The sequence below is a fragment of the Anaerovirgula multivorans genome, from assembly GCF_900188145.1.
In the GTDB taxonomy this organism is placed as follows: Bacteria; Bacillota; Clostridia; order Peptostreptococcales; family Natronincolaceae; genus Anaerovirgula; species Anaerovirgula multivorans.
In genome coordinates, this window is record NZ_FZOJ01000038.1 from 1 (window position 1) to 20747 (window position 20747).

The following is a 20747-nucleotide window of genomic DNA, read 5'->3' on the forward strand; positions in this document are numbered from 1 at the left end:
GTTGGTCCACTTCAACCCTTATACCTTTTTCTGCCATTTTATCCTTAAGCTTTAAGGCATATTCATGGTGAGTATCTGTAATAGGCAGTATTTTTACTTGTACTGGAGCTAACCAAGTTGGGAATTTACCAGCATAGTGTTCTATTAATATACCAATAAATCTTTCAATACTACCAAAAATAACTCTGTGAATCATAATAGGACGGTGTTTTTCTCCATCAGCGCCTATATAGCTGATATCAAATCTTTGCGGCATTTGAAAATCTAATTGGATTGTTCCACATTGCCATGTTCTGCCTATACAATCCTCTAAATGAAAATCTATTTTGGGTCCATAGAAAGCGCCATCACCTTCATTGATTTTATACTTTAATTGTTTGCTATCTAATGCTTCTTTTAAAGCACCTATTGCTAAATCCCATTCTTCATCAGTTCCCATAGAATTCTCTGGTCTTGTAGATAATTCGATATGGTACTTGAATCCGAAAATGTTATAGAAATAGTCTACAAAATCAATAACTCCAATAATCTCATCTTTTATCTGCTCTGGTAACATAAAGATATGGGCATCATCTTGAGTGAAGCATCTTACTCTCATTAAGCCATGTAATGCACCAGAAAGCTCATGACGATGTACTAAGCCTAATTCTCCCATTCTTATAGGTAAATCTCTATAGCTGTTCATTTTTCTTTTATACATCAATATTGAACCTGGACAGTTCATTGGTTTTACAGCATAATTTCCTTCATCTATTTTTGTAAAATACATGTTTTCTTGATAATGATCCCAGTGACCAGATTGATGCCATAGATTTTCGTTAAGAATGATTGGTGTCTTTACTTCCTCGTATCCTCTTTTAATATGTTCTTCTCTCCAGAAATATTCCAATTGATTTCTCAACACCATACCCTTTGGATGAAAGAAAGGAAAACCTGGACCTTCGTCTTGAAGACTAAATAAATCTAGCTCTTTCCCAATTTTTCTATGATCTCTCTTTTTGGCTTCCTCCAGTCTATGAAGGTACTCTTCTAAATCCTTTTTCTTTTCAAAAGAGGTACCATAGATTCTTTGTAACATTTTATTTTTTTCATCTCCACGCCAGTATGCACCTGCAATGCTAAGCAATTTGAAAGCCTTCACCTTGTCTGTAGACATCACATGAGGTCCAGCACAAAGATCTACAAATTCTCCTTGGCGATAGAAGGAAATAATTTCTCCCTCTGGTAGATCTTGAATTAATTCTACTTTATAATCTTCCCCTTGCTCCTTCATTAATTGCAAAGCTTCTTCTCTTGTTAACTCAAATCTTTCTAGTGCTAACTTCTCTTTTGCAATTTTTTGCATTTCTTTTTCAATTTTGTCTAAATCTTCTGGTGTAAACTTATGTTCAGAGTCAAAATCATAATAGAATCCATTATCAATAGCTGGTCCAATCGCCAACTTTGTTGAAGGATATAGGCGTTTTACTGCTTGAGCCATGATATGAGCACTTGTATGTCTTAAAAAGTCCTTTCCCTTTTCATCCTCAAAACGTAAGATGCTTAAGTTGCAGTCCTTTTCTATGGGATAAGTTAGATCTACCGCTTCATCATTTACTTCTGCACCTATAGCCATTCTTGCTAGTCCTTCACTGATTTCTTTTGCAATATCATAAATTGATGTTCCTTTAACTACTTCCTTCATTGTACCATCTTTTAATGTTATTTTAACCTTTTCCATTTTACATCCTCCTATATGTTGCAAATTTAATAAATAAAAAAACTCTCTCCTATGTTGCTAGGACGAGAGCTTTGCTTACCCGCGGTTCCACCTAAATTGATAAAAATCCACCTTATTTATGGGACTATAACGTCGTCATCGGTATTCCTTTCGCATAATCTGCTAATCAGAAACAGCTAGAGGGTAGTTTTCAGTTACTCATATACAAAAACATTTTCAGCCTAGGATGTTTTCTCTCTAATGTATTGGATGTAACTTACTCTTCCTCATCATCGCAAAACTATTATTTTCTAATAATTATATTGATGAAAAAAGTCTTTGTCAAGATATAATAAATTATTTTTTCAAATTCACTGAAAATTATTCAAAGTAAACAGAGCTTATAATAAAATAATAATTAAACCTTGTAATAATCCAATCACAAATCCTAACACGCCACCTAAAATCTCTATATGCTTTAATTCTTTTTTAGCTATACTTAGCACCACTTCTTCTAATTTATCTAAAGGGAATTCATTAATTTTTTCTTCTATCATTTCAGATATTTGTATTGTTGCCGCTCCTTGATTAACAACTGCTTCCATGATTTCAGTGATTATTTTTTCTCCTTCTTTATTAATGATATCTTCAATATAATTTTGTATCATTCCTTTAAAAGAGCTAGGTATGATTCCCGGTAATCGTTCTCCGATAATCTTATTAATTTTATTTTTTATTATTAGAAATAGTTCGTCTTTGTTATGACTATTCATAAGTTTTGATACAATGTCTTCGATAGACAACAAATCATTTTCAATGGTTTTACCAATACTGACCGCTACTTCATTTCTTCTTTTAGGTATTAATCCTTGCACATTTATATTTAGTATCGGTATTTTTATTGGTTCAAAAGGTCTAAACAATAGTTTTACTGCCAATAGATTTGTTACCCAGCCAATTAATGCACCAATCGTTGCTAGTATAAATATAGTTAATAAGTTCATGATCTCACCCTTCTTACGTCTTAAATATGATGTTTTTTATAGTATAGCTCGTTTTCTAATAAACAACAATACAGTTCTTTTATATAGATGTTCACTTTTATCAATAAATCTATGGATAGAGGACTTTGTATTTTCCCTATTGATTATACCACTTTGTCCATCTATTGCAAGCAAAAACAAAAAAATAGCTCCCAAATAAGGAGCTGGACTATTCCTTTTCAACATTGGCCTTTACCTTGCACCATTCACAACTATCGCAGATATTCACCTTGTCAACAAATACTCTTGATATGGTCTTTATAACCTCTACATTCTCAAGTTTAGAGATCCGATGAATAAATATTTTGTTAGGAGCAATAGTAATTAATGAGCTAATAAGCAAATCCTCATAATTTATATCTTTATCTATCATTTCAGCTGCTATCATTTTTAAATAGTCATTATCTACTAACTTGCCATATTGGTCATATAATTTGTATTTGTTATCCTCCTCCAGCAATATATGAATGGTATCAACTTTTGCTTCTTGAATGTCTACAAAATATTTAAGGAGTTTTATAAACTCATTGTACTCCTTATCCATTAGGAAATCTTCAACAGCACGTTCTACAATGTCTTGTAATTCTATAACATAATGCTTTAGTCGGAAGGTAATAAATCCCCTAAGGTTTATTTGAGAATTTGTTTTAAAATAATCTACGAACCTTTGTATTGTTGTGAACTTCCTTTTATATGCTTCACTATTTTTATCGTTAGCTTGATTTTTTTCCTTTTCAAATAATTCTTTGATATTATTTTGAATTTCTATTTTTTCCTTTACGTTAAAATAATAATAATCACAATCTATTATCCTATTAAATATATGTGGTTCTTCACATAGCTTTATATATTCGTACAGGGCATTAGCAGCACAATACTTAAATATATTTATAAAATCACTGATTGGGTAATTTTTTACACTTTCAATTTTTACACTATAATCTAAAATATAGAAGGGATCGTCATAAGCAATCTTTTCATCTATTTCAATCCCTTCATTTTTAAAAGACTCAATTTGTTTATTTAATAAAATTTGAAGTTTATCTGGTTTTTTTTCAATGACTACAGACAGTAAATTCATTTTGTGATCACTCCTTTCTGCTGTATTAGTAGTATATGTTTAATTATTTATCATATTCTACGTCTTACATAACATATAATTGAAATTAATCCATTTCCATTAAAGGCATTAATGTTCCATAGTCCTGTAGCTGTTGATTGTTTAAAGAAACTATATTTTTATTATATTTTTTTAAAAACAGCAAAATATTTTCGTAATCCTTATGGTATTGAGGATTTCCAAAGAAAGCTAAGTCTTTCTTATTTAAATACCCGCATGTGCCACCTATAAACCCATAATCAAGCTTTGGCAGTGAAATGTCTCCTGTATCAATTAAAAGAGAGTCAATTCCAAACTTTAGAACTTCTCTATGTATACCAGTATCAGAAGTAATCATTGCCGTTTCGTTCACTACAGCTACTGAGCATTTCGTATAACCTTGTTTAACGTGAATTTTTGTAAGGCCGCTATTTTCAAAATACCGCATGAATACTTCATCTGTATATTTGAAATTATGTATAATGAAATCTCCTACTCTACAAATATTATATGCTATATTGTTAGGGTAGTTACTCTGTAAATATGTCTTTCCCTCTATAACATCAAAACCTAATTGTTCTAGTCTCGGTCTGTAATAGTTTATTACATTAGGGGCAACTAAAATATTTTTTTCCTCTAAATGCTGTATTACCATATCTGGATGAAATCGAATCGCTTCATGCAACTCTCTACATGGAACTGTTTTTATAAATTCTACGCCTCTATTTACTAATTCTTTAGAGATATCTTGTTTTATTCTATTGTCAACGAATACTAATGTGACACTTTTTTTCGGTAAATGTGGAATTTCAACATATGATTTTGACAAAACCTTCACCCTTTTCATTTATAATCATCCTATTACTCGTATTTATCTTTATTCATGTTTACAGAAACTCATTGTGAAAACGCCATCATTGACTTTTATTCTGTAGATATACACTTAAAAACTTTAATGTACGAAGTGCTACATTTCCAGTCCTTCACTATACCTTATATATATCCTAACATATAACAACCTCATTCTCTAACTTCCGATTTACTGAAAATCCTTCACTGTAGAGAATTGCCTATTGACTTTTTAAGATTTAAATACTAATCTTATTTTATGAGGTGATTATAAAATGTCAAGTATTATCCATATCTCTGAAATGGTTTCTATTGCTTTACACGGTATGATTGTTGTTGCTTCGAATAAGAATAAAACACTGCTAAATGTAAAGGAGATCGCTAAAATTACAGGTTCTTCTGAATCACATCTTTCTAAGGTGATGCAGCGTCTTGTAAAAGCTAATTTCATTCGTTCTGCCCGTGGCCCAAAAGGTGGCTTTGCTCTTGTTAAACTGCCAGAGGAAGTCACGCTATTAGACATATATGAGGCAATAGAAGGTCCCTTCACAATAGAAGACTGCCCTACCAACTGCAAAATTTGTTCTTTTAAATCCTGTATTTTTGGAGGCATTCCTCAAAAATTAAATGAAGAATTTAAAAGCTATTTAGCACAAAAAAGCCTAAGAGACTTTTTAGGATAAATACACTAAAAGTTCCTTAGGTTTTTTGTGGAAAAATATTATAAATATATGTCCCTAAATTTTAATATGTTAACCGTATATATTAAAATTTAAGTATAGAGAATTGCTTATTCATTAAGCTAATGCTTCTCCCATGAACATTTGAATATCTTTTTCTACATCTGTAATGCCACCAATGCCAAAGTTTTCTACTAATACATTTGCAACATTAGGTGATAAAAAGGCAGGTAATGTTGGTCCTAGATGAATATTTTTAACTCCAAGGTACAATAAAGCTAATAATACGATGACTGCTTTTTGCTCATACCATGCAATATTATAAGAAATGGGTAATTCATTAATGTCTTCTAATTCAAATACTTCCTTTAATTTTAGTGCAATCACTGCTAATGAATAGGAGTCATTACATTGTCCTGCATCTAACACTCTTGGTATACCACCAATATCCCCTAATTCAAGTTTGTTATATCTATATTTAGCACAACCTGCTGTTAAGATGACTGTGTCCTTTGGTAATTGTTCTGCAAATTCTGTATAATAATCTCTAGATTTCATTCTACCATCACAGCCAGCCATTACGAAAAATCGTTTAATTGCTCCACTTTTTACTGCTCCAACAACTTTATCCGCTAAACTTAAAACAGTATTATGAGCAAACCCGCCTACAATTTCTCCTCTTTCTATCTCAACTGGAGGCTGACACTTTCTAGCATGCTCAATCATTGCTGAGAAATTTTTTTCCCCATTTTCTGTTTCAATATGCTTTAATCCTTCAAATCCTACTACACTGGTAGTATAAACCCTATCCTTATAAGAGTCCTTTGGAGGTACTAAGCAATTGGTAGTCATTAAGATGGGTCCGTTAAAGGATTCAAATTCTTTGTCCTGCTTCCACCAAGCATTTCCATAGTTTCCTACGAAGTGATCATATTTTTTGAAGGCTGGATAATAGTTAGCTGGCAACATTTCACTATGAGTATATACATCTATTCCTGTTCCTTCAGTTTGTTTAAGCAATGCTTCCATATCCTTTAAATCATGTCCGCTGATTAGTATTCCTGGATTATTTCTTACAGCTATATTTACCTTTGTGATTTCTGGATTTCCGTAGGTTGTTGTATTTGCTTTATCTAATAATGCCATTACATTTACACCAAACTTACCAGTCTCCATTGTTAATGCCACTAAATCATCAGCGCTTAAGCTATCATCAATAGTAGCGACTAAAGCTTTTTGTATAAACTCAAGAGTGCTATCCTCTTTATATCCTAAAACATAAGCATGCTTAGCATAAGCTGCCATACCTTTTATTCCATAGATAATCAACTCTCTTAAGGATCTTACGTCTTCATTTTCTGTTGATAATACACCTGCTTTTTCAGCTTTTACCATAAACTCCTCCACTGAATCTGCTGACCAAGTAGCTGCATCATGGAGATTATCTTCCGTCTTTCCACCTGCTTTAAGTAATTGTTCCTTAACTTCTCCCCTTAGAACTAAGGCTGTTTTAATCCTATCAACAAATGCATTTTTGTCAAAGTTTGCATTTGTAATCGTAGCAAATAAGCTTTCCATAATGAATTGGTCTGCTGCTTCATTCTTGATCCCCAGTTTTTTTGCCTCTAGGTTGTAAATAGATACACCTTTTAAAGCATAAATTAACAAGTCCTGCAAATTAGCCACGTTGTCGGTCTTTCCACAGACACCTCTTACTGTACAGCCAGTTCCCTTAGCTGCTTCTTGACACTGAAAACAAAACATACTCATTCTTATCCCTCCATTTTATATTATTTTTTGAAATTAAGTACACTTGCAAAATTTCACAATATTGGTAATTGATTATATTATTATTTTAGTACTTTAATTCCTAAATGTCAATGAAATGAACCTGTGATATTTATCACAGGTTAGACTGTTGAAAAAGTCAAATAATGCAGTAAGAAAGCAAGATTGTCATTATGAGCCTTGGCGAAGAATCTAAGTATTTAAAAGGCTCTAAAGACATTGATAATGGTTGCTATATTTGAAACTACCGTATCAAACCTGTAAAGGTATCTCTCCTGCAGGAATGACTTTTTATCCTCCCCTTATTTATTAATCTTCCTCAATTTCCACACTATCTATATGGTAAAAATACCAATTGCTTATAAATACTTTTTTGCGGATTTCCATTGTAATATAAAAACAACTAGAAAACCATCTTTTCTAGTTGTTTCTGAAAATTTCTATATATCTAATTCGTAAATCACTCTTCTGTAATTACCTCTTCTATTGCTGCTCCTGGTGGTACAATAGGAAATACATTATCATCCTCATCAATTATGCAATTAATGACAACTGGTTTATTTGTTTCTAACGCTTTAGTGAAAGCTTCATGGAATTCTTCTTCATTGGTAACATGATATCCATCAGCTCCATAGGCTTCGGCTAGTTTTACAAAGTTTGTAGCCCTCTCCAATATAGTCGCAGAGTAACGTTTATCATAAAATAGTTTTTGCCATTGCCTTACCATGCCTAGAACACCATTATTTAGAATCACTACAATAATTGGTACATTGTATTTTACAGCTGTCGCCAATTCATTACAATTCATTTGAAAGCTTCCATCTCCAGCAATATTAATAATTTGCTTTTCAGGTCGTGCCAGTTGAGCTCCTATACAGGCACCTAATCCATAACCCATTGTTCCTAAACCTCCAGAGGAGATAAAGGTCCTTGACTTTTGAAATTTGTAGTACTGAGCAGCCCAAATCTGATTTTGCCCCACTTCAGTAGTAATAATTGCTTCACCTTTTGTCATTTCGTATATTTTTTCAACTATTTTTTGTGGCTTTAACGCCCCATTTTCTTTATATCCCAATGGATATTTCTTTTTCCAATCCTGAACTTCTTCCATCCACTCACTATATTCCTTAGGATTTAGTTTTTTATTCAATCTTTTTAGTACTTCTTTAACATCTCCAATAATGTGATAATGGGTTTTTATATTCTTATTAATTTCAGCAGGATCAATATCAATATGAAGAATTTGTGCATGAGGAGCAAAGGCCTCCATTTTACTTACCACTCTGTCACTAAACCTAGCTCCTATAGCTATTAATAAATCACATTGGGTAGCAGCTAGATTGGAAGGTTTTGTTCCATGCATACCAATCATACCAGTAAAAAATTCATGAGTCCCTGGGAAACTTCCTAGTCCCATTAAACTGCTGCATACTGGTGCTTTTAGGGTTTCTGCAAAAGTTATCAATTCACCATTGGCATCAGCATGAATTGCACCTCCACCAACATAAATAAAAGGCTTATGGCTTCTTTCTAATAGATTAAGAGCATTAGAAATATCTTCTTCCGTTATATCTTCTGTTACCTTATTTATAATTTTTGGTTCTTCTCTAATATATTCTGTAACTTGAGCAGTAATATCCTTTGGAATATCCACCAATACAGGACCTGGCCTTCCCTCTTGAGCTATATAAAAAGCTCTTCTAATGGTGGCAGCCAATTCCTTTACATCCTTTACTATATAATTATGTTTCGTAATGGGCATAGTAATCCCAGTGATATCCACCTCCTGGAAACTGTCTTTTCCCAACAAAGCCAAAGGTACATTTCCAGTAATGGCTACCATTGGCACCGAATCCATATACGCTGTAGCAATACCTGTCACTAGGTTCGTTGCTCCTGGTCCGGAAGTAGCTAAACATACGCCTACCTTTCCTGTAGCCCTGGCATAGCCATCAGCAGCATGTGCGGCACCCTGTTCATGTGATGTCAATATATGACAGATTTCATTCTGATATTTATAAAGAGCATCATATATATGCAATACCTGTCCTCCAGGATAGCCAAAAATAATATCTACACCCTGTTCCTTTAAACATTCCATTAATATGTCTGCACCTGTTAGTTGCATTCGGCCTCCGCCTCCTTCTCCACAGCTTATCTACCTTAACTTATAATGATTCCAATTCTGTCACAATCAATTTTCCCATTTCCTTGGTTCCTACAGGCTTCATGCCAGAGTTCATAATGTCGCTCGTTCGGTAATCTTTTTCTAATACTCTGGTTACAGCATCTTCTATCGTCTTTGCCTCTTCCTCTAGGTTTAGGGATAACCGCAGCATCATGGCCGAAGATAAGATCGTAGCTATAGGGTTTGCCATGTTTCTACCAGCAATATCTGGAGCTGAACCATGGATCGGCTCATACATCCCCATACTTCCTTCTCCTAAGCTGGCAGAGGGAAGCATTCCTATAGAACCTGTAATCATACTGGCTTCATCTGATAGTATATCTCCAAACATATTAGTGGTTACAATAACATCAAATTGCTGAGGGTTTCTTATGAGCTGCATTGCAGCATTGTCCACATACATATGCTCTAATACAACATCTGGATAATCCTTTGCAACTTTTTCTACTACAGATCGCCATAATCTAGAGCTTTCTAAAACGTTAGCTTTATCTATATTGGTCACTTTTTTGCTTCTTTTTCTAGCTATTTGAAAGGCGGTTTTAGCAATTCTTTCTACTTCGCCTACACTATAGGCCTCTGTGTCATAGGCTGCTTCCCCCATTTTTCCTTTGACACTACGTCCCCTTTCGCCAAAGTAGATGCCTCCAATTAGCTCACGAACTACACATATATCAATACCTTCTCCAACAATATCACTTCTTAAGGGTGAAGCTTCTTTTAAAGCTCTGTGCAATACTGCTGGTCTAATATTTGCATATAATCCTAAGGCACTTCTTAACCCTAGCAAAGCTTTCTCCGGCCTTTTTTCTCCTGAAAGTCCATCCCATTTTGGTCCCCCTACTGCCCCTAACAGAACAGCATCACTACTTTTACAAAGTTCTATTGTTTCTTTAGGAAGAGGTTCCCCTGTTTTGTCAATTGCAATTCCTCCCGCCAATACTTCTTGAAAATTAAATTCATGGTTATAAATTTCCCCGATTTTTTTTAGTACTAAAAGGCTTTCTTCTATCACCTCTGGGCCAATTCCGTCTCCTGGTATGACTGCTACATTATATCTCATATTTATTCCTCCATATCTCCTGATTCCTTCAAATTCTTCTTAATATATTGAATTAGTCCATCCTCAGCTATAATTTTTCGCATAAATGCTGGAAATCCTTCAGCTTGATAGGATTGATTCTTGGTATGATTATAGATAACTCCAGTCTCAAAGTTAACTTCAACCTGATCTCCCTTAGAAATGTTTTTTACTGCCTCTTCACATTCTAAAATAGGTAGTCCTGTATTAATGGCATTTCTATAAAATATCCTAGCGAAGGTACTGGCAATAACACAGGATACACCAGTAGCTTTAATTGCAATAGGTGCATGCTCTCTTGAAGAACCGCAGCCAAAGTTTTTATCTGCAACAATAATATCTCCATGCTTCACATTATTACAGAATTCCTTATCTATATCCTCCATACAATGCTTTGCTAACTCAGATGGATCAGAGGTATTTAAATATCTTGCCGGTATGATCACATCTGTATCCACGTTGTTCCCATATTTAAAAACTGTGCCCATAGCCTTCATATTATCTTACCTCCTCATTTACTACATCTTCTGGATTCGTAATTTTCCCTGTCAAAGCTGAGGCAGCTGCCACAGCTGGGCTTGCTAAATACACTTCAGACTCAGGGTGACCCATTCTTCCAACAAAGTTACGATTTGTAGTAGCTATAGCTCTTTCACCCTTTGCTAAAATTCCCATATGACCCCCTAAGCATGGTCCACAGGTTGGCGTACTCACCACTACTCCAGCCTTAATAAAAATCTCAATTAACCCTTCCTGCAATGCTTGTAGATATACCTTCTGGGTAACTGGAAATACAATTACACGAATTCCCTTAGCTACCTTTTTATCCTTTAATATTCCTGCAGCTACCCGCAAATCTTCTATTCTTCCATTTGTGCAGGAACCGATTACTACTTGATCTATTTTTACTTCCCCTACGTCATCAATACTGCGGGTATTGTCTGGCAGATGAGGGAATGCAACTGTTGGTTTAAGTATTGATAAATCTATTTCGTATACTTCGTCATATTCTGCGTCATCATCAGCTGTAAATACAGCATATGACTTTGTAGAGTGTTTCTTTGCATAATCTAATGTTTTATCATCTACAAGAAATATTCCATTTTTCCCCCCTGCTTCAATCGCCATATTTGCCATAGCAAATCGATCATCCATGGATAGGTTTTTTATTCCCTCTCCCACAAATTCCATTGATTTATATAGAGCTCCGTCCACTCCAATCATTCCAATGATATGCAGTATAACATCTTTTCCACTTACCCACTTTGATGGCTTTCCCTTTAATACAAATTTTATAGCAGAAGGTACTTTAAACCAACACTTACCGGTTGCCATTCCAGCTGCCATATCGGTACTGCCAATACCCGTAGAAAAGGCACCTAATGCCCCATAGGTACAGGTATGAGAGTCTGCTCCAATAACTACGTCTCCTGGGACAACCAACCCTTTTTCTGGAATAAGTCCGTGCTCTATTCCCATTTCACCAACTTCAAAATAATTTTCAATTTCCTTTTCATAGGAAAACTCTCGGATCATTTTACATTGTTCTGCAGTTTTTATGTCTTTATTAGGTGTAAAGTGATCTGGAACGATTGCTACTTTTTTCTTATCAAATACATCCTTCATACCAATTTTATTAAACTCCTTAATAGCAACTGGTGTTGTGATGTCATTACCCAAGACCAAATCTAAGTCAGCTTGTATTAATTGGCCTGCCTTTACTTCCTTTAATCCTGCATGGGCTGCTAATATTTTCTGCGTCATTGTCATTCCCATAATTTTTCACTCTCCTGTCAAATTAAATATAAGCTCTCACTTTTTCTTCAATATCTTTAATCAATTTATATTCTATAGAATCTACTAGTGCTACCCAGCTAGCTTCAATGATATCTGTTGACACCCCCACTGTTGTCCAAAGGTTTTGTCCATCGGTAGATTCGATTAAGACCCGAACCTTTGCAGCAGTAGCCGTTGCAGTATCCAGTACCCTTACTTTATAATCCCTTAAATGAACTTCCTGCAGTTGTGGATAAAAGGTCCCTAGTGCTTTTCTTAGGGCTTTATCTAATGCATTTACTGGCCCAGCACCTTCAGCTACTGTCATTTCGTCTGTACCATCTACATTTATTTTAACCATCGCTGATGCAGTATTTTCTCCGATCCCATGGTTTTCTTCAATGATTTTATAATACTTTAACTCAAAGAAGGGTTTATATTTTCCTAGATGCTTTCTTATAACTAATTCAAAGGTGCTTTCAGCTCCTTCAAATTGGTATCCCTCATGCTCCAATTCCTTTAACCTATCGATTAGCTTCTGCGTTTCGGGCGAATTTTTATTGATACTAGGATTGATTTTTTGTATTTTTGTGAGTACAGTGGATTTTCCAGAAACTTCCGACATTAACACTCGCCTTTTATTTCCAACTTTTCTAGGGTCTATATGTTCAAAGGATCGAGGAGTTTTGCTAACACCGTCTATATGCATTCCTCCCTTATGAGCAAAGGCACTATTTCCTATATACGGCTCTCTTTCATTCATAGCAATATTAGCAACTTCTGCCACTAATCTTGCAGTTGAAGTAAGGTTTACCATTTCTTCCTTCAAAATACATTGCTTTCCTCGCTTTAGCTGTAGGTTGGCTATTACCGTGCTAAGGTTTACGTTTCCACATCGTTCTCCAAAGCCTATATAAGTCCCTTGTACTTGCGTGGCTCCAGCCTCTACTGCCATAATGGTATTTGCCACCGCCATACCCCCATCATTGTGGCAATGGATTCCAACCTTCGTAGAAAGCTTTTCTACTACCTCCTTTGTGATACTATATATCTCATCTGGAAAGGCGCCTCCGTTGGTTTCACAAAGTACTAGCCAATCAACTCCTCCATCCTTTGCTGCATTTAGTGTTGCCAGAGCATACTCTGGATTCGACTTATATCCGTCAAAAAAATGTTCGGCATCGAAGATCACTTCCTTACCTTTACTTTTGAAAAAAGCGATCGTATCTTTAATCATTAGCAAGTTTTCCTTAAGTGTGGTCTTTATAATATCAGTTACATGAAAATCCCAGCTTTTACCAAATATAGCAACCACAGGAGTAACTGCTTGCAATAAGGATTGAACATTGCCATCTTCCTCTACTAGAGTATTCGCCCTTCTAGTACTACCAAAGGCAGTTAGCTTTGTATGTTTCAATTTTTCTCTTTTCATGCGGGTAAAAAATTCTAAGTCCTTAGGATTTGAACCTGGATTGCCAGCTTCAACATAGCTGACACCCAAATTGTCCAAAGCTCTAACTATTTTTATCTTATCTTCTACCGAAAAAGATATGCCCTCTGCTTGAGCTCCATCCCTTAAGGTAGAATCAAAAACTGCTATCTTCTCGCCCATTTTTTTCACTCCTCATGCCATTCTAACTCATTTAACATTTTATTTATGGCGTTAATATATGCCTTAATACTGGCCTCTACTACATCTGTGCTAACCCCTCTACCGTTATATATATCATTTCCTAATTTGATTTTTACAAGGGCTTCTCCTTGAGCATCTTCTCCCTCTGTGACGGATTGCAAAGCATAATCTTCCAAGGTAAACCCATTACCAACAATTTTATCAATTGCTTTAAATACAGCATCTACTGGTCCATGGCCTGTTGCCACTTCCTCTATTTCTTCGTTCTCCTTCAATAACCTCACAATTCCTGTTGGCGTAATCGTGTTACCACTGTTAATAACAAATTGATTTAGTTTATAGAACTCTTTTGTCATTACGGCTTTATCTAACACCAGTGCCTCTATATCTTTATCATAAATAACTTTCTTTTTATCAGCCAATACTTTGAACTCTTGAAATGCTTTGTTTAATTCCTCTTTTGACAAATGGTAACCCAGTGAAATTAACCGTTCTTCAAAAGCATGCCTTCCTGAGTGTTTACCTAAGACCAACTTATTATTTGTGAGTCCTACAGACTCAGGGGTCATAATTTCATAGGTGCTTTGGTGTGCCAACATTCCATGTTGATGAATCCCTGACTCATGGGCAAATGCATTGTCTCCTACAATTGCTTTATTGTGCTGTATTTTCATCCCGGTTAATTTACTAACCAAACGACTTGAGGGGTAAAGCTCAGTAGTTTCGATATTCGTAAACATACCATATTCATCTTTTCGAGTGTTTAAAGCCATAACGATCTCTTCTAACGCGGCATTTCCAGCTCTTTCCCCTATTCCATTGATCGTGCATTCCAATTGAGTTGCCCCAGCTTTAGCGGCAGCTAGTGTATTGGCTACTCCTAACCCTAAATCGTTATGACAATGAACAGAGATTTCAGCCTTGTCTATATTAGGCACATTGTTTTTAATGTTATGAATTAGTTTAAAAAATTCATCCGGAGTGGTATATCCAACGGTATCAGGGATGTTGATTACCGTTGCCCCTACCTTAATAACTGCTTCAAAAATCTGATATAAAAACTCTATTTCGCTTCTAGAAGCATCCTCTGCAGAGAATTCCACATCACCACAATACTTTTTAGCATATTTCACCATCTCCACAGCTCTTTGCAGAACCTCTTCTTTACTTGCCTTTAACTTATACTTCATATGAATATCTGAAGTAGCTATGAAGGTATGTATCCTAGGCGCTTCCGCATACTTCACTGCTTCATAGGCTCTATCTATATCTTCTGGTAGTGCCCTTGCTAAACTAGCTATCCTACAGTTTTTAACATTTTGGGCTACTGTCTTGACTGATACAAAATCTCCTGGTGATGCAATAGCAAAACCTGCTTCAATTACATCTACCCTTAATCTTTCCAGCTGCTTTGCCAGTTCTATTTTTTCCTGCAGGTTCATACTGCAGCCGGGGGACTGTTCTCCATCTCTTAAGGTTGTATCAAATATTTTTATATGTTTTGCCATTTGCATTTCACCATCCTAATTTGTATTTATTTTTTTAACCAACTCATCATTTTTCTTAACTCTTTTCCAACTACTTCAATTTTATTGTTCTGCTCTAACCTTCTCTTTGCATTGAAGGATGGTCTATTTGCTTGATTTTCTATGATCCAATTTTTCGCGAATGTACCATCTTGAACTTCTCCTAATATCTTTTTCATTTCTTTTCTTGTATCATCAGTAACAATACGCTTTCCAGCTACATAATCACCATACTCTGCTGTATCACTTACAGAGTATCTCATATAGCTTAATCCACCCTGATTAATCATATCTACAATTAATTTCATTTCGTGTAGACACTCAAAATATGCTACTTCTGGTTGATATCCAGCTTCTACTAACGTATCAAAGCCTGCCTTAATTAGCTCTGTTACACCTCCACACAATACTGCCTGCTCTCCAAATAAATCTGTTTCTGTTTCTTCTGTAAATGTGGTTTCAATAACACCAGCCCTAGCTCCACCTAAGCCTGCTGCATAGGCCAATGCCATTTCTTTTGTATCGCCAGAAACATCTTGATATACAGCCACTAAACAAGGAACGCCTTTTCCCTCCTGATATTGACTCCTTACGGTGTGTCCAGGTCCCTTTGGCGCAACCATGAATACATTAACATCCTCTGGTGGTACAATCTGCCCAAAGTGAATATTGAAGCCATGAGCAAAAGCTAAGTACTTTCCAGCTGTTAAGTTTGGCTCTACACTTTCTTTATATAATCTTGCTTGCTTTTCATCATTGATCAATATCATAATAACATCAGCTTTCGCTGCTGCTTCAGCTGCTACAGCAACCTTTAATCCAGCCTCTTCAGCTAATTTCCAAGATTTACTACCCTCATATAATCCTACAACTACATCTACTCCAGACTCATGTAAGTTTAATGCATGGGCATGCCCTTGACTTCCATAGCCTATTACTGCTACTGTTTTCCCCTTTAATAGTCCCAAGTTACAGTCATTTTCATAATACATCTTTGCCATTGATAATTCCTCCTCAAAATATAATTATATTAATTACTCCATCGTCCTAAGGCAGTAAGCCCAGTACGGACAATTTCTTTAATACCATAACTCTTCATCATGTCAATGAAAGCTAGAACCTTATCACGATCTCCTGTCATCTCCACTGTTAGATGCTCATTAGCAACATCAATTACCTTCCCTCTAAAAATGTCAACTACCTCTAATATAGAAGCTCTAGTCGCTTCATCCGCTTTGATTTTTACTAACGCCAATTCTCTATAAACCGCCTCTTGCGGTTTAAGTTCTGTTATGTCTACTACATCGATTAATTTGTTCAACTGCTTTTTTATTTGTTCTAAAACCTGATTATCCCCTTGTAATACGATAGTCATCCTGGTCAATCCTTCATCCTCTGTCCCTCCTGCAGAAAAGCTGTCAATGTTGTATCCTCTTCTACTAAACAATCCTGCTACACGACTTAATACTCCTGGTTGATTTTCAACCAATATAGAAAGTACATATTTATCCATACTTACACCTCCACATATTTAACTTAAAATTAAATATTATAATATTTTAGAACATTTGGAAACTAAAATCAATAGTTTTTTAATAAATAATTAAATTCAGTCCGATTATTTTAATCATAATGAAATTATTGTAAGTGATATAAATAAAAAACCCCGCCCCTGCATAATATATAAATATACTATACAGGGGCGAGGATATCTTCTCCACGCGTTACCACCCTATTTAGAATCCACCTCACAGTAGAATCCGCTCACTAGGTTCCATCAAACCCTTGCCTGTAACGGGGCATACCGTTTACCTCTTACTGAAAAACTTCATCATTTCAGAGGAACTGCTTGGGAGGGATTTGTATTTCACGACAGTATCGGTTCACAGCAACCACCGACTCTCTGTAACTGTTGAAGGTAAAATACCATTCTCCTTCATTGCATTTATGTGAGTTACACAATTTAGTTTTATGTATTGTATGTATTTTAACAACATCTATGGGTAATGTCAACCCCTTTTTTAGAAAAATTTAAATATATTATAATTTATATTGTTTTTAGATAATTCATTACTTGAAATCTTTTTTACACAGCTCTATAAAGGCAGCGCCTCATACCTACTTACCATAGAATGTGTAGGAAATGGCCTGCGACCATTCCTAGATTAGGCTTCTCAGTCGCATATCTATAGATTCAAAAGTAGATGACACAAATCTTTGATTTAGTGTCAGTCACTTTCACAGAATGCAAAAATAAAATGATGCACTTTTTAGAAGTCCATCATTCAAAGTTAACCCTATTCGTATTTAGTGGAGGCGGCACCCAGATTTGAACTGGGGAATAAAGGTTTTGCAGACCTCTGCCTTACCACTTGGCTATGCCGCCAAAAACTAATTTTTGGAGCGGAAGACGGGACTCGAACCCGCGACCCTCGCCTTGGCAAGGCGATGCTCTACCACTGAGCCACTTCCGCATTCATGGTGCCCAGAGGCGGAATCGAACCACCGACACGGGGATTTTCAGTCCCCTGCTCTACCGACTGAGCTATCTGGGCTGGTGGGCGCAACAGGACTTGAACCTGTGACCCCCTGCTTGTAAGGCAGGTGCTCTCCCAGCTGAGCTATGCGCCCTCAGCAGTGACAAAACTTAGTATACGTGATTTTTCTTATTATTTCAAGGTGCCCTTTTGGTCATTTCCTATGGTTATTAGCGTTTTAATCATTTTATGTCACTATTTCTTCTTTTATTGATGTTTTTTAATCTAAATGCTATCTAATAGTTTTTGTAGCTCTTCCTTATTGAAATGATGCTTTTTATTACAGAAATGACAAACGATCTCCGCCCCCTCATCTTCTTCAATAATTTCCTTCAAATCTTTCTTACCAATACTTATTAGAGCTTTTTCAAATCTATCTTTACTGCAATCACAAACAAAATCCACATCATATTTTTCCAGTATCTCAGGTGCCATTTCCCCTAGAACATGATGTAAGATTTCTTCTTCCCTCATGCCTTTATCCATCAAAACCGTAATTGGCTCCATATTTCCCAGCTTTTCTTCCAGTTTATTCAGGATTTCTTCTTCGATATTTGGTAAAACTTGAATAATAAATCCTCCGGCAGCTTTTATAGTATAATCTCGTTCTACTAAAACTCCTAACGCTACTGCAGAAGGCTGTTGCTCTGAATTAACAAAGTAGGAGGCAAAATCTTCTCCTATTTCTCCTGATACTAAAGGCGATGTTCCTACATAAGGATCCTTTAGTCCTAAATCTTTGATCACAGTTATATCACCTTTTTTTCCTACCGCTTCACCTACGTTTAGCTTTCCTGGTCTTATATAGGTGCTTTCAGCTTCAGGATGTGCTACATAGCCCTTTACATTTCCATAGCTGTTGCCTACTACTACAATAGACCCTAACTTCCCACCGCCGTTGATTTTTACAGTAAGCTTATGATTTTCTGATTTAAGCATTAATCCCATCATAGAAGCAGCTGTTAAGGTTCTTCCTAGAGCTGCTATAGCGACTGGAGATGCTGCATGCAGTCTCCTTGCCTTTTCCACCATACTAGTAGTATTGGCAACAAACACTCGAATACTGTTGTTAGCAGCTGTTCCCCGAATTACTATACTTTTCATATAGATACCTCTCTTTCCTATCTAATTACTATATTTAGTATGTCAAACTTTTTACTAAGATATTATAGTCTTAAAACATAAAAAAAACAAGTTGGTATACCAACCTGTTTTAATCTACGGTAAATTCTTATATAATTAATCCCTAAAGGATTTGGCTACAAGATCAACCTGCTTTTTAACTACGCTCTAGATACGTTTGTAGCTTGAGGTCCTTTGTCTCCTTGAACAATTTCAAATTGAACAACTTGACCTTCTTCTAATGTTTTGAATCCATCCATAGTAATTGCTGAAAAGTGTACGAACACATCGTCTCCGTTTTCTCTAGAAATAAATCCATAACCTTTCTCAGCGTTAAACCATTTAACTGTACCTTTTTCCATTTAAAAATTCCTCCTAAAACTTTAATTAAATTTAACAAAGACACTATGTATCCTTATTCCATATTAGTGTAACATAGCAAAATATTGATGTCAACTGTTTTTTATAGAGTCTGTGCTTTTGCTTGTCTTCTTTTTCCTACTGTTGAACTGCTTTTTTAAGCTGTTTTTTTCGAACCGTCATCAGACCGCCAATCCTTCCAGTCTCTTTAGCAGTTAACCCGCCCCACCCCAAGTTTTTAACCTTGTCTATCAAGCCTAACTCTTCTGCAATTTCATATTTCATCATTAAATCTGGCGTAAACTCTTCTCTAAATTGATTTTTAGACATTTTCAACCCTCCTATTTTTATTGTTGCTGAAAAATAGGAAAATTATACAACTTTCTTTTTAGCCAAGATATATAATTTCTTTTACCTGCAGAAGCACAACCAGCAAGTATAGAGGTAGCACCAGTAGTAAAGGTAAATAATCTTTTAAGAATACAGGGTCTTGTATTTCTATTTCATATTCTAGCCTATCTTGATCAAAGTTATTCTGTCTAGATAATTTTTTTTGTTGATCCATATCTTTTTTTATGATATTTGCTAATTTTAAAGCTATAAAAGCTGTTATCGTCGCGATTATGCCAAAAAATATTACTGTCATTGCGAGAGCAGCAGTAGTAGAAATATCCGCAGCCGCTTCTTGGTTCCCCTCTAAAAAACGACTTAAGGTATTTAACAGAAAGCCTAAGGTAACAGCAAAACCGTTATTTACCATATGCCCTATGATCCCTGCATATAAGGAGTCCGTTAAAATCACTAAATAAGAAAAAACTAAGCCTAAAACAATCGGGCCAAACAAATTATATATATTGAAATGAAAAACTCCAAAAAGGATGGAGGATATAATCATTGCTTTTTTTACTCCCAAACCTTCATATCCAGGTAAAATAAAACCTCTAAAAAATACTTCCTCACATATACCAGCAGATATAGAAATAATCAATAATAGTAAAATATATTCTGAAGTATTGGTAGCTGTAGGTAGTTCAGGAATATTCAAATTTCCTAACAAGCTTAATAATGCCATGAGAACTGCATTTGCAAAAACTGCTGTAGGATACATTAACAATGTTATACATACAACCAACAGACCGTGCTTCGTACTTATTTTATTGAATCTCATTGTTTTTTTGATAGATATTTTTTTCATCTGAAGATATATAATAGGCGGCAATAAAATCAATAGATATTGGGTAATGACTAATCCTAATTCTAAACTAAGATTTTGAAAGTAAAATCCAACAGTAAAAAAAAGTATTGCTCCAATGAGATATAATATATTTGCATCTACTACCTTTAATCTTTTTTCATCTAACATTTA

At 35.3% G+C, this 20747-nt stretch carries 19 protein-coding genes, 4 tRNA genes and 2 other annotated features; of the genes, 1 reads left to right on the forward strand and 22 read right to left on the reverse strand.

Annotated elements, in window-relative coordinates:
• The 5 genes from thrS to CHB72_RS22305 all read right to left on the reverse strand — a co-directional run.
• The coding region (thrS, locus tag CHB72_RS22285; protein ID WP_089285081.1) for a threonine--tRNA ligase at nucleotides 1–1720 on the reverse strand (1720 nt) is incomplete at its 3' end.
• A 55-nt stretch (nucleotides 1721–1775) separates the two neighbouring features.
• Nucleotides 1776–2002 (reverse strand) — a binding site (T-box leader).
• A gap of 98 nt (nucleotides 2003–2100) precedes the next feature.
• On the reverse strand, nucleotides 2101–2703 hold the full coding sequence (locus CHB72_RS22290) for a DUF445 domain-containing protein (protein ID WP_089285082.1): 603 nt from the start codon (nucleotides 2701–2703) through the stop codon (nucleotides 2101–2103).
• Nucleotides 2704–2739: 36 nt separating this feature from the next.
• Complete coding sequence (locus CHB72_RS26850; protein WP_176431545.1) at nucleotides 2740–2883, reverse strand: hypothetical protein; 144 nt, start codon at nucleotides 2881–2883, stop codon at nucleotides 2740–2742.
• Between the two features lie 28 nt (nucleotides 2884–2911).
• The gene (gene ytxC / locus CHB72_RS22300) at nucleotides 2912–3823 is read right to left on the reverse strand and encodes a putative sporulation protein YtxC (protein ID WP_089285084.1); all 912 of its coding nucleotides are present in this window, start codon (nucleotides 3821–3823) and stop codon (nucleotides 2912–2914) included.
• An 85-nt stretch (nucleotides 3824–3908) separates the two neighbouring features.
• Entirely contained in the window at nucleotides 3909–4688 is a 780-nt protein-coding gene (locus tag CHB72_RS22305; protein ID WP_089285085.1) for a DUF6873 family GME fold protein, read from the reverse strand.
• A 277-nt stretch (nucleotides 4689–4965) separates the two neighbouring features.
• Here CHB72_RS22305 and CHB72_RS22310 point away from each other — a divergent pair, with 277 nt between their 5' ends.
• Nucleotides 4966–5373, forward strand: a complete 408-nt coding sequence (locus tag CHB72_RS22310; protein WP_089285086.1) for an RrF2 family transcriptional regulator — start codon at nucleotides 4966–4968, stop codon at nucleotides 5371–5373.
• 114 nt (nucleotides 5374–5487) lie between these two features.
• On the opposite strand, the gene hcp is transcribed toward CHB72_RS22310, so the two are convergent.
• The 17 genes from hcp to CHB72_RS22395 form a co-directional block, all read right to left on the reverse strand.
• The gene (hcp, locus tag CHB72_RS22315; protein WP_089285087.1) at nucleotides 5488–7140 is read right to left on the reverse strand and encodes a hydroxylamine reductase; all 1653 of its coding nucleotides are present in this window, start codon (nucleotides 7138–7140) and stop codon (nucleotides 5488–5490) included.
• Nucleotides 7141–7618: 478 nt separating this feature from the next.
• On the reverse strand, nucleotides 7619–9286 hold the full coding sequence (gene ilvB, locus CHB72_RS22320; protein ID WP_089285088.1) for a biosynthetic-type acetolactate synthase large subunit: 1668 nt from the start codon (nucleotides 9284–9286) through the stop codon (nucleotides 7619–7621).
• A 40-nt stretch (nucleotides 9287–9326) separates the two neighbouring features.
• On the reverse strand, nucleotides 9327–10409 hold the full coding sequence (gene leuB, locus CHB72_RS22325) for a 3-isopropylmalate dehydrogenase (RefSeq protein WP_089285089.1): 1083 nt from the start codon (nucleotides 10407–10409) through the stop codon (nucleotides 9327–9329).
• 2 nt (nucleotides 10410–10411) lie between these two features.
• Nucleotides 10412–10924 (reverse strand): 3-isopropylmalate dehydratase small subunit, encoded by a 513-nt coding sequence (leuD, locus tag CHB72_RS22330; RefSeq protein WP_089285090.1) that lies wholly within the window; start codon nucleotides 10922–10924, stop codon nucleotides 10412–10414.
• A 1-nt stretch (nucleotide 10925) separates the two neighbouring features.
• A complete protein-coding gene (gene leuC / locus CHB72_RS22335; protein ID WP_089285091.1) occupies nucleotides 10926–12203 on the reverse strand; it encodes a 3-isopropylmalate dehydratase large subunit in 1278 nt (425 codons plus the stop codon).
• Nucleotides 12204–12225: 22 nt separating this feature from the next.
• Nucleotides 12226–13815: a citramalate synthase gene (gene cimA / locus CHB72_RS22340; protein ID WP_089285092.1), complete on the reverse strand. Its 1590-nt coding sequence runs from the start codon at nucleotides 13813–13815 to the stop codon at nucleotides 12226–12228.
• A gap of 5 nt (nucleotides 13816–13820) precedes the next feature.
• Nucleotides 13821–15344, reverse strand: coding sequence for a 2-isopropylmalate synthase (locus CHB72_RS22345; RefSeq protein ID WP_089285112.1), 1524 nt, complete (start codon nucleotides 15342–15344; stop codon nucleotides 13821–13823).
• Between the two features lie 26 nt (nucleotides 15345–15370).
• The gene (gene ilvC / locus CHB72_RS22350) at nucleotides 15371–16363 is read right to left on the reverse strand and encodes a ketol-acid reductoisomerase (RefSeq protein WP_089285093.1); all 993 of its coding nucleotides are present in this window, start codon (nucleotides 16361–16363) and stop codon (nucleotides 15371–15373) included.
• Nucleotides 16364–16392: 29 nt separating this feature from the next.
• A complete protein-coding gene (ilvN, locus tag CHB72_RS22355; protein ID WP_089285094.1) occupies nucleotides 16393–16875 on the reverse strand; it encodes an acetolactate synthase small subunit in 483 nt (160 codons plus the stop codon).
• Between the two features lie 182 nt (nucleotides 16876–17057).
• Nucleotides 17058–17311: a binding site (T-box leader), on the reverse strand.
• A gap of 362 nt (nucleotides 17312–17673) precedes the next feature.
• Nucleotides 17674–17748, reverse strand: a tRNA-Cys gene (locus tag CHB72_RS22360).
• Between the two features lie 13 nt (nucleotides 17749–17761).
• Nucleotides 17762–17836: transfer RNA gene (locus CHB72_RS22365), tRNA-Gly, on the reverse strand.
• Between the two features lie 5 nt (nucleotides 17837–17841).
• Nucleotides 17842–17917 (reverse strand) — tRNA-Phe (locus CHB72_RS22370).
• Nucleotides 17918–17993: transfer RNA gene (locus CHB72_RS22375), tRNA-Val, on the reverse strand.
• Nucleotides 17994–18124: 131 nt separating this feature from the next.
• Entirely contained in the window at nucleotides 18125–19003 is an 879-nt protein-coding gene (gene hslO / locus CHB72_RS22380) for an Hsp33 family molecular chaperone HslO (RefSeq protein ID WP_089285095.1), read from the reverse strand.
• A 179-nt stretch (nucleotides 19004–19182) separates the two neighbouring features.
• The gene (locus CHB72_RS22385) at nucleotides 19183–19383 is read right to left on the reverse strand and encodes a cold-shock protein (RefSeq protein WP_089285096.1); all 201 of its coding nucleotides are present in this window, start codon (nucleotides 19381–19383) and stop codon (nucleotides 19183–19185) included.
• 136 nt (nucleotides 19384–19519) lie between these two features.
• A complete protein-coding gene (locus CHB72_RS22390) occupies nucleotides 19520–19711 on the reverse strand; it encodes a small, acid-soluble spore protein, alpha/beta type (protein ID WP_089285097.1) in 192 nt (63 codons plus the stop codon).
• Nucleotides 19712–19769: 58 nt separating this feature from the next.
• Complete coding sequence (locus CHB72_RS22395; protein ID WP_089285098.1) at nucleotides 19770–20744, reverse strand: type II CAAX endopeptidase family protein; 975 nt, start codon at nucleotides 20742–20744, stop codon at nucleotides 19770–19772.
• Between the last annotated feature and the right edge of the window lie 3 nt (nucleotides 20745–20747).

Coding starts and splice junctions, on each gene's coding strand:
- hcp (WP_089285087.1), bottom strand. CDS start 7,140: ATGAGTATGTTTTGTTTTCAGTGTCAAGAAGCAGCTAAGGGAACTGGC.
- ilvC (WP_089285093.1), bottom strand. CDS start 16,363: ATGGCAAAGATGTATTATGAAAATGACTGTAACTTGGGACTATTAAAG.
- CHB72_RS22395 (WP_089285098.1), bottom strand. CDS start 20,744: ATGTTAGATGAAAAAAGATTAAAGGTAGTAGATGCAAATATATTATAT.
- ilvB (WP_089285088.1), bottom strand. CDS start 9,286: ATGCAACTAACAGGTGCAGACATATTAATGGAATGTTTAAAGGAACAG.
- CHB72_RS22385 (WP_089285096.1), bottom strand. CDS start 19,383: ATGGAAAAAGGTACAGTTAAATGGTTTAACGCTGAGAAAGGTTATGGA.
- CHB72_RS22345 (WP_089285112.1), bottom strand. CDS start 15,344: ATGGCAAAACATATAAAAATATTTGATACAACCTTAAGAGATGGAGAA.
- CHB72_RS22290 (WP_089285082.1), bottom strand. CDS start 2,703: ATGAACTTATTAACTATATTTATACTAGCAACGATTGGTGCATTAATT.
- ytxC (WP_089285084.1), bottom strand. CDS start 3,823: ATGAATTTACTGTCTGTAGTCATTGAAAAAAAACCAGATAAACTTCAA.
- CHB72_RS22390 (WP_089285097.1), bottom strand. CDS start 19,711: ATGTCTAAAAATCAATTTAGAGAAGAGTTTACGCCAGATTTAATGATG.
- leuB (WP_089285089.1), bottom strand. CDS start 10,409: ATGAGATATAATGTAGCAGTCATACCAGGAGACGGAATTGGCCCAGAG.
- CHB72_RS22305 (WP_089285085.1), bottom strand. CDS start 4,688: ATGAAAAGGGTGAAGGTTTTGTCAAAATCATATGTTGAAATTCCACAT.
- cimA (WP_089285092.1), bottom strand. CDS start 13,815: ATGGGCGAGAAGATAGCAGTTTTTGATTCTACCTTAAGGGATGGAGCT.
- leuC (WP_089285091.1), bottom strand. CDS start 12,203: ATGGGAATGACAATGACGCAGAAAATATTAGCAGCCCATGCAGGATTA.
- hslO (WP_089285095.1), bottom strand. CDS start 19,003: ATGAAAAGTATAGTAATTCGGGGAACAGCTGCTAACAACAGTATTCGA.
- leuD (WP_089285090.1), bottom strand. CDS start 10,924: ATGAAGGCTATGGGCACAGTTTTTAAATATGGGAACAACGTGGATACA.
- CHB72_RS22310 (WP_089285086.1), top strand. CDS start 4,966: ATGTCAAGTATTATCCATATCTCTGAAATGGTTTCTATTGCTTTACAC.
- ilvN (WP_089285094.1), bottom strand. CDS start 16,875: ATGGATAAATATGTACTTTCTATATTGGTTGAAAATCAACCAGGAGTA.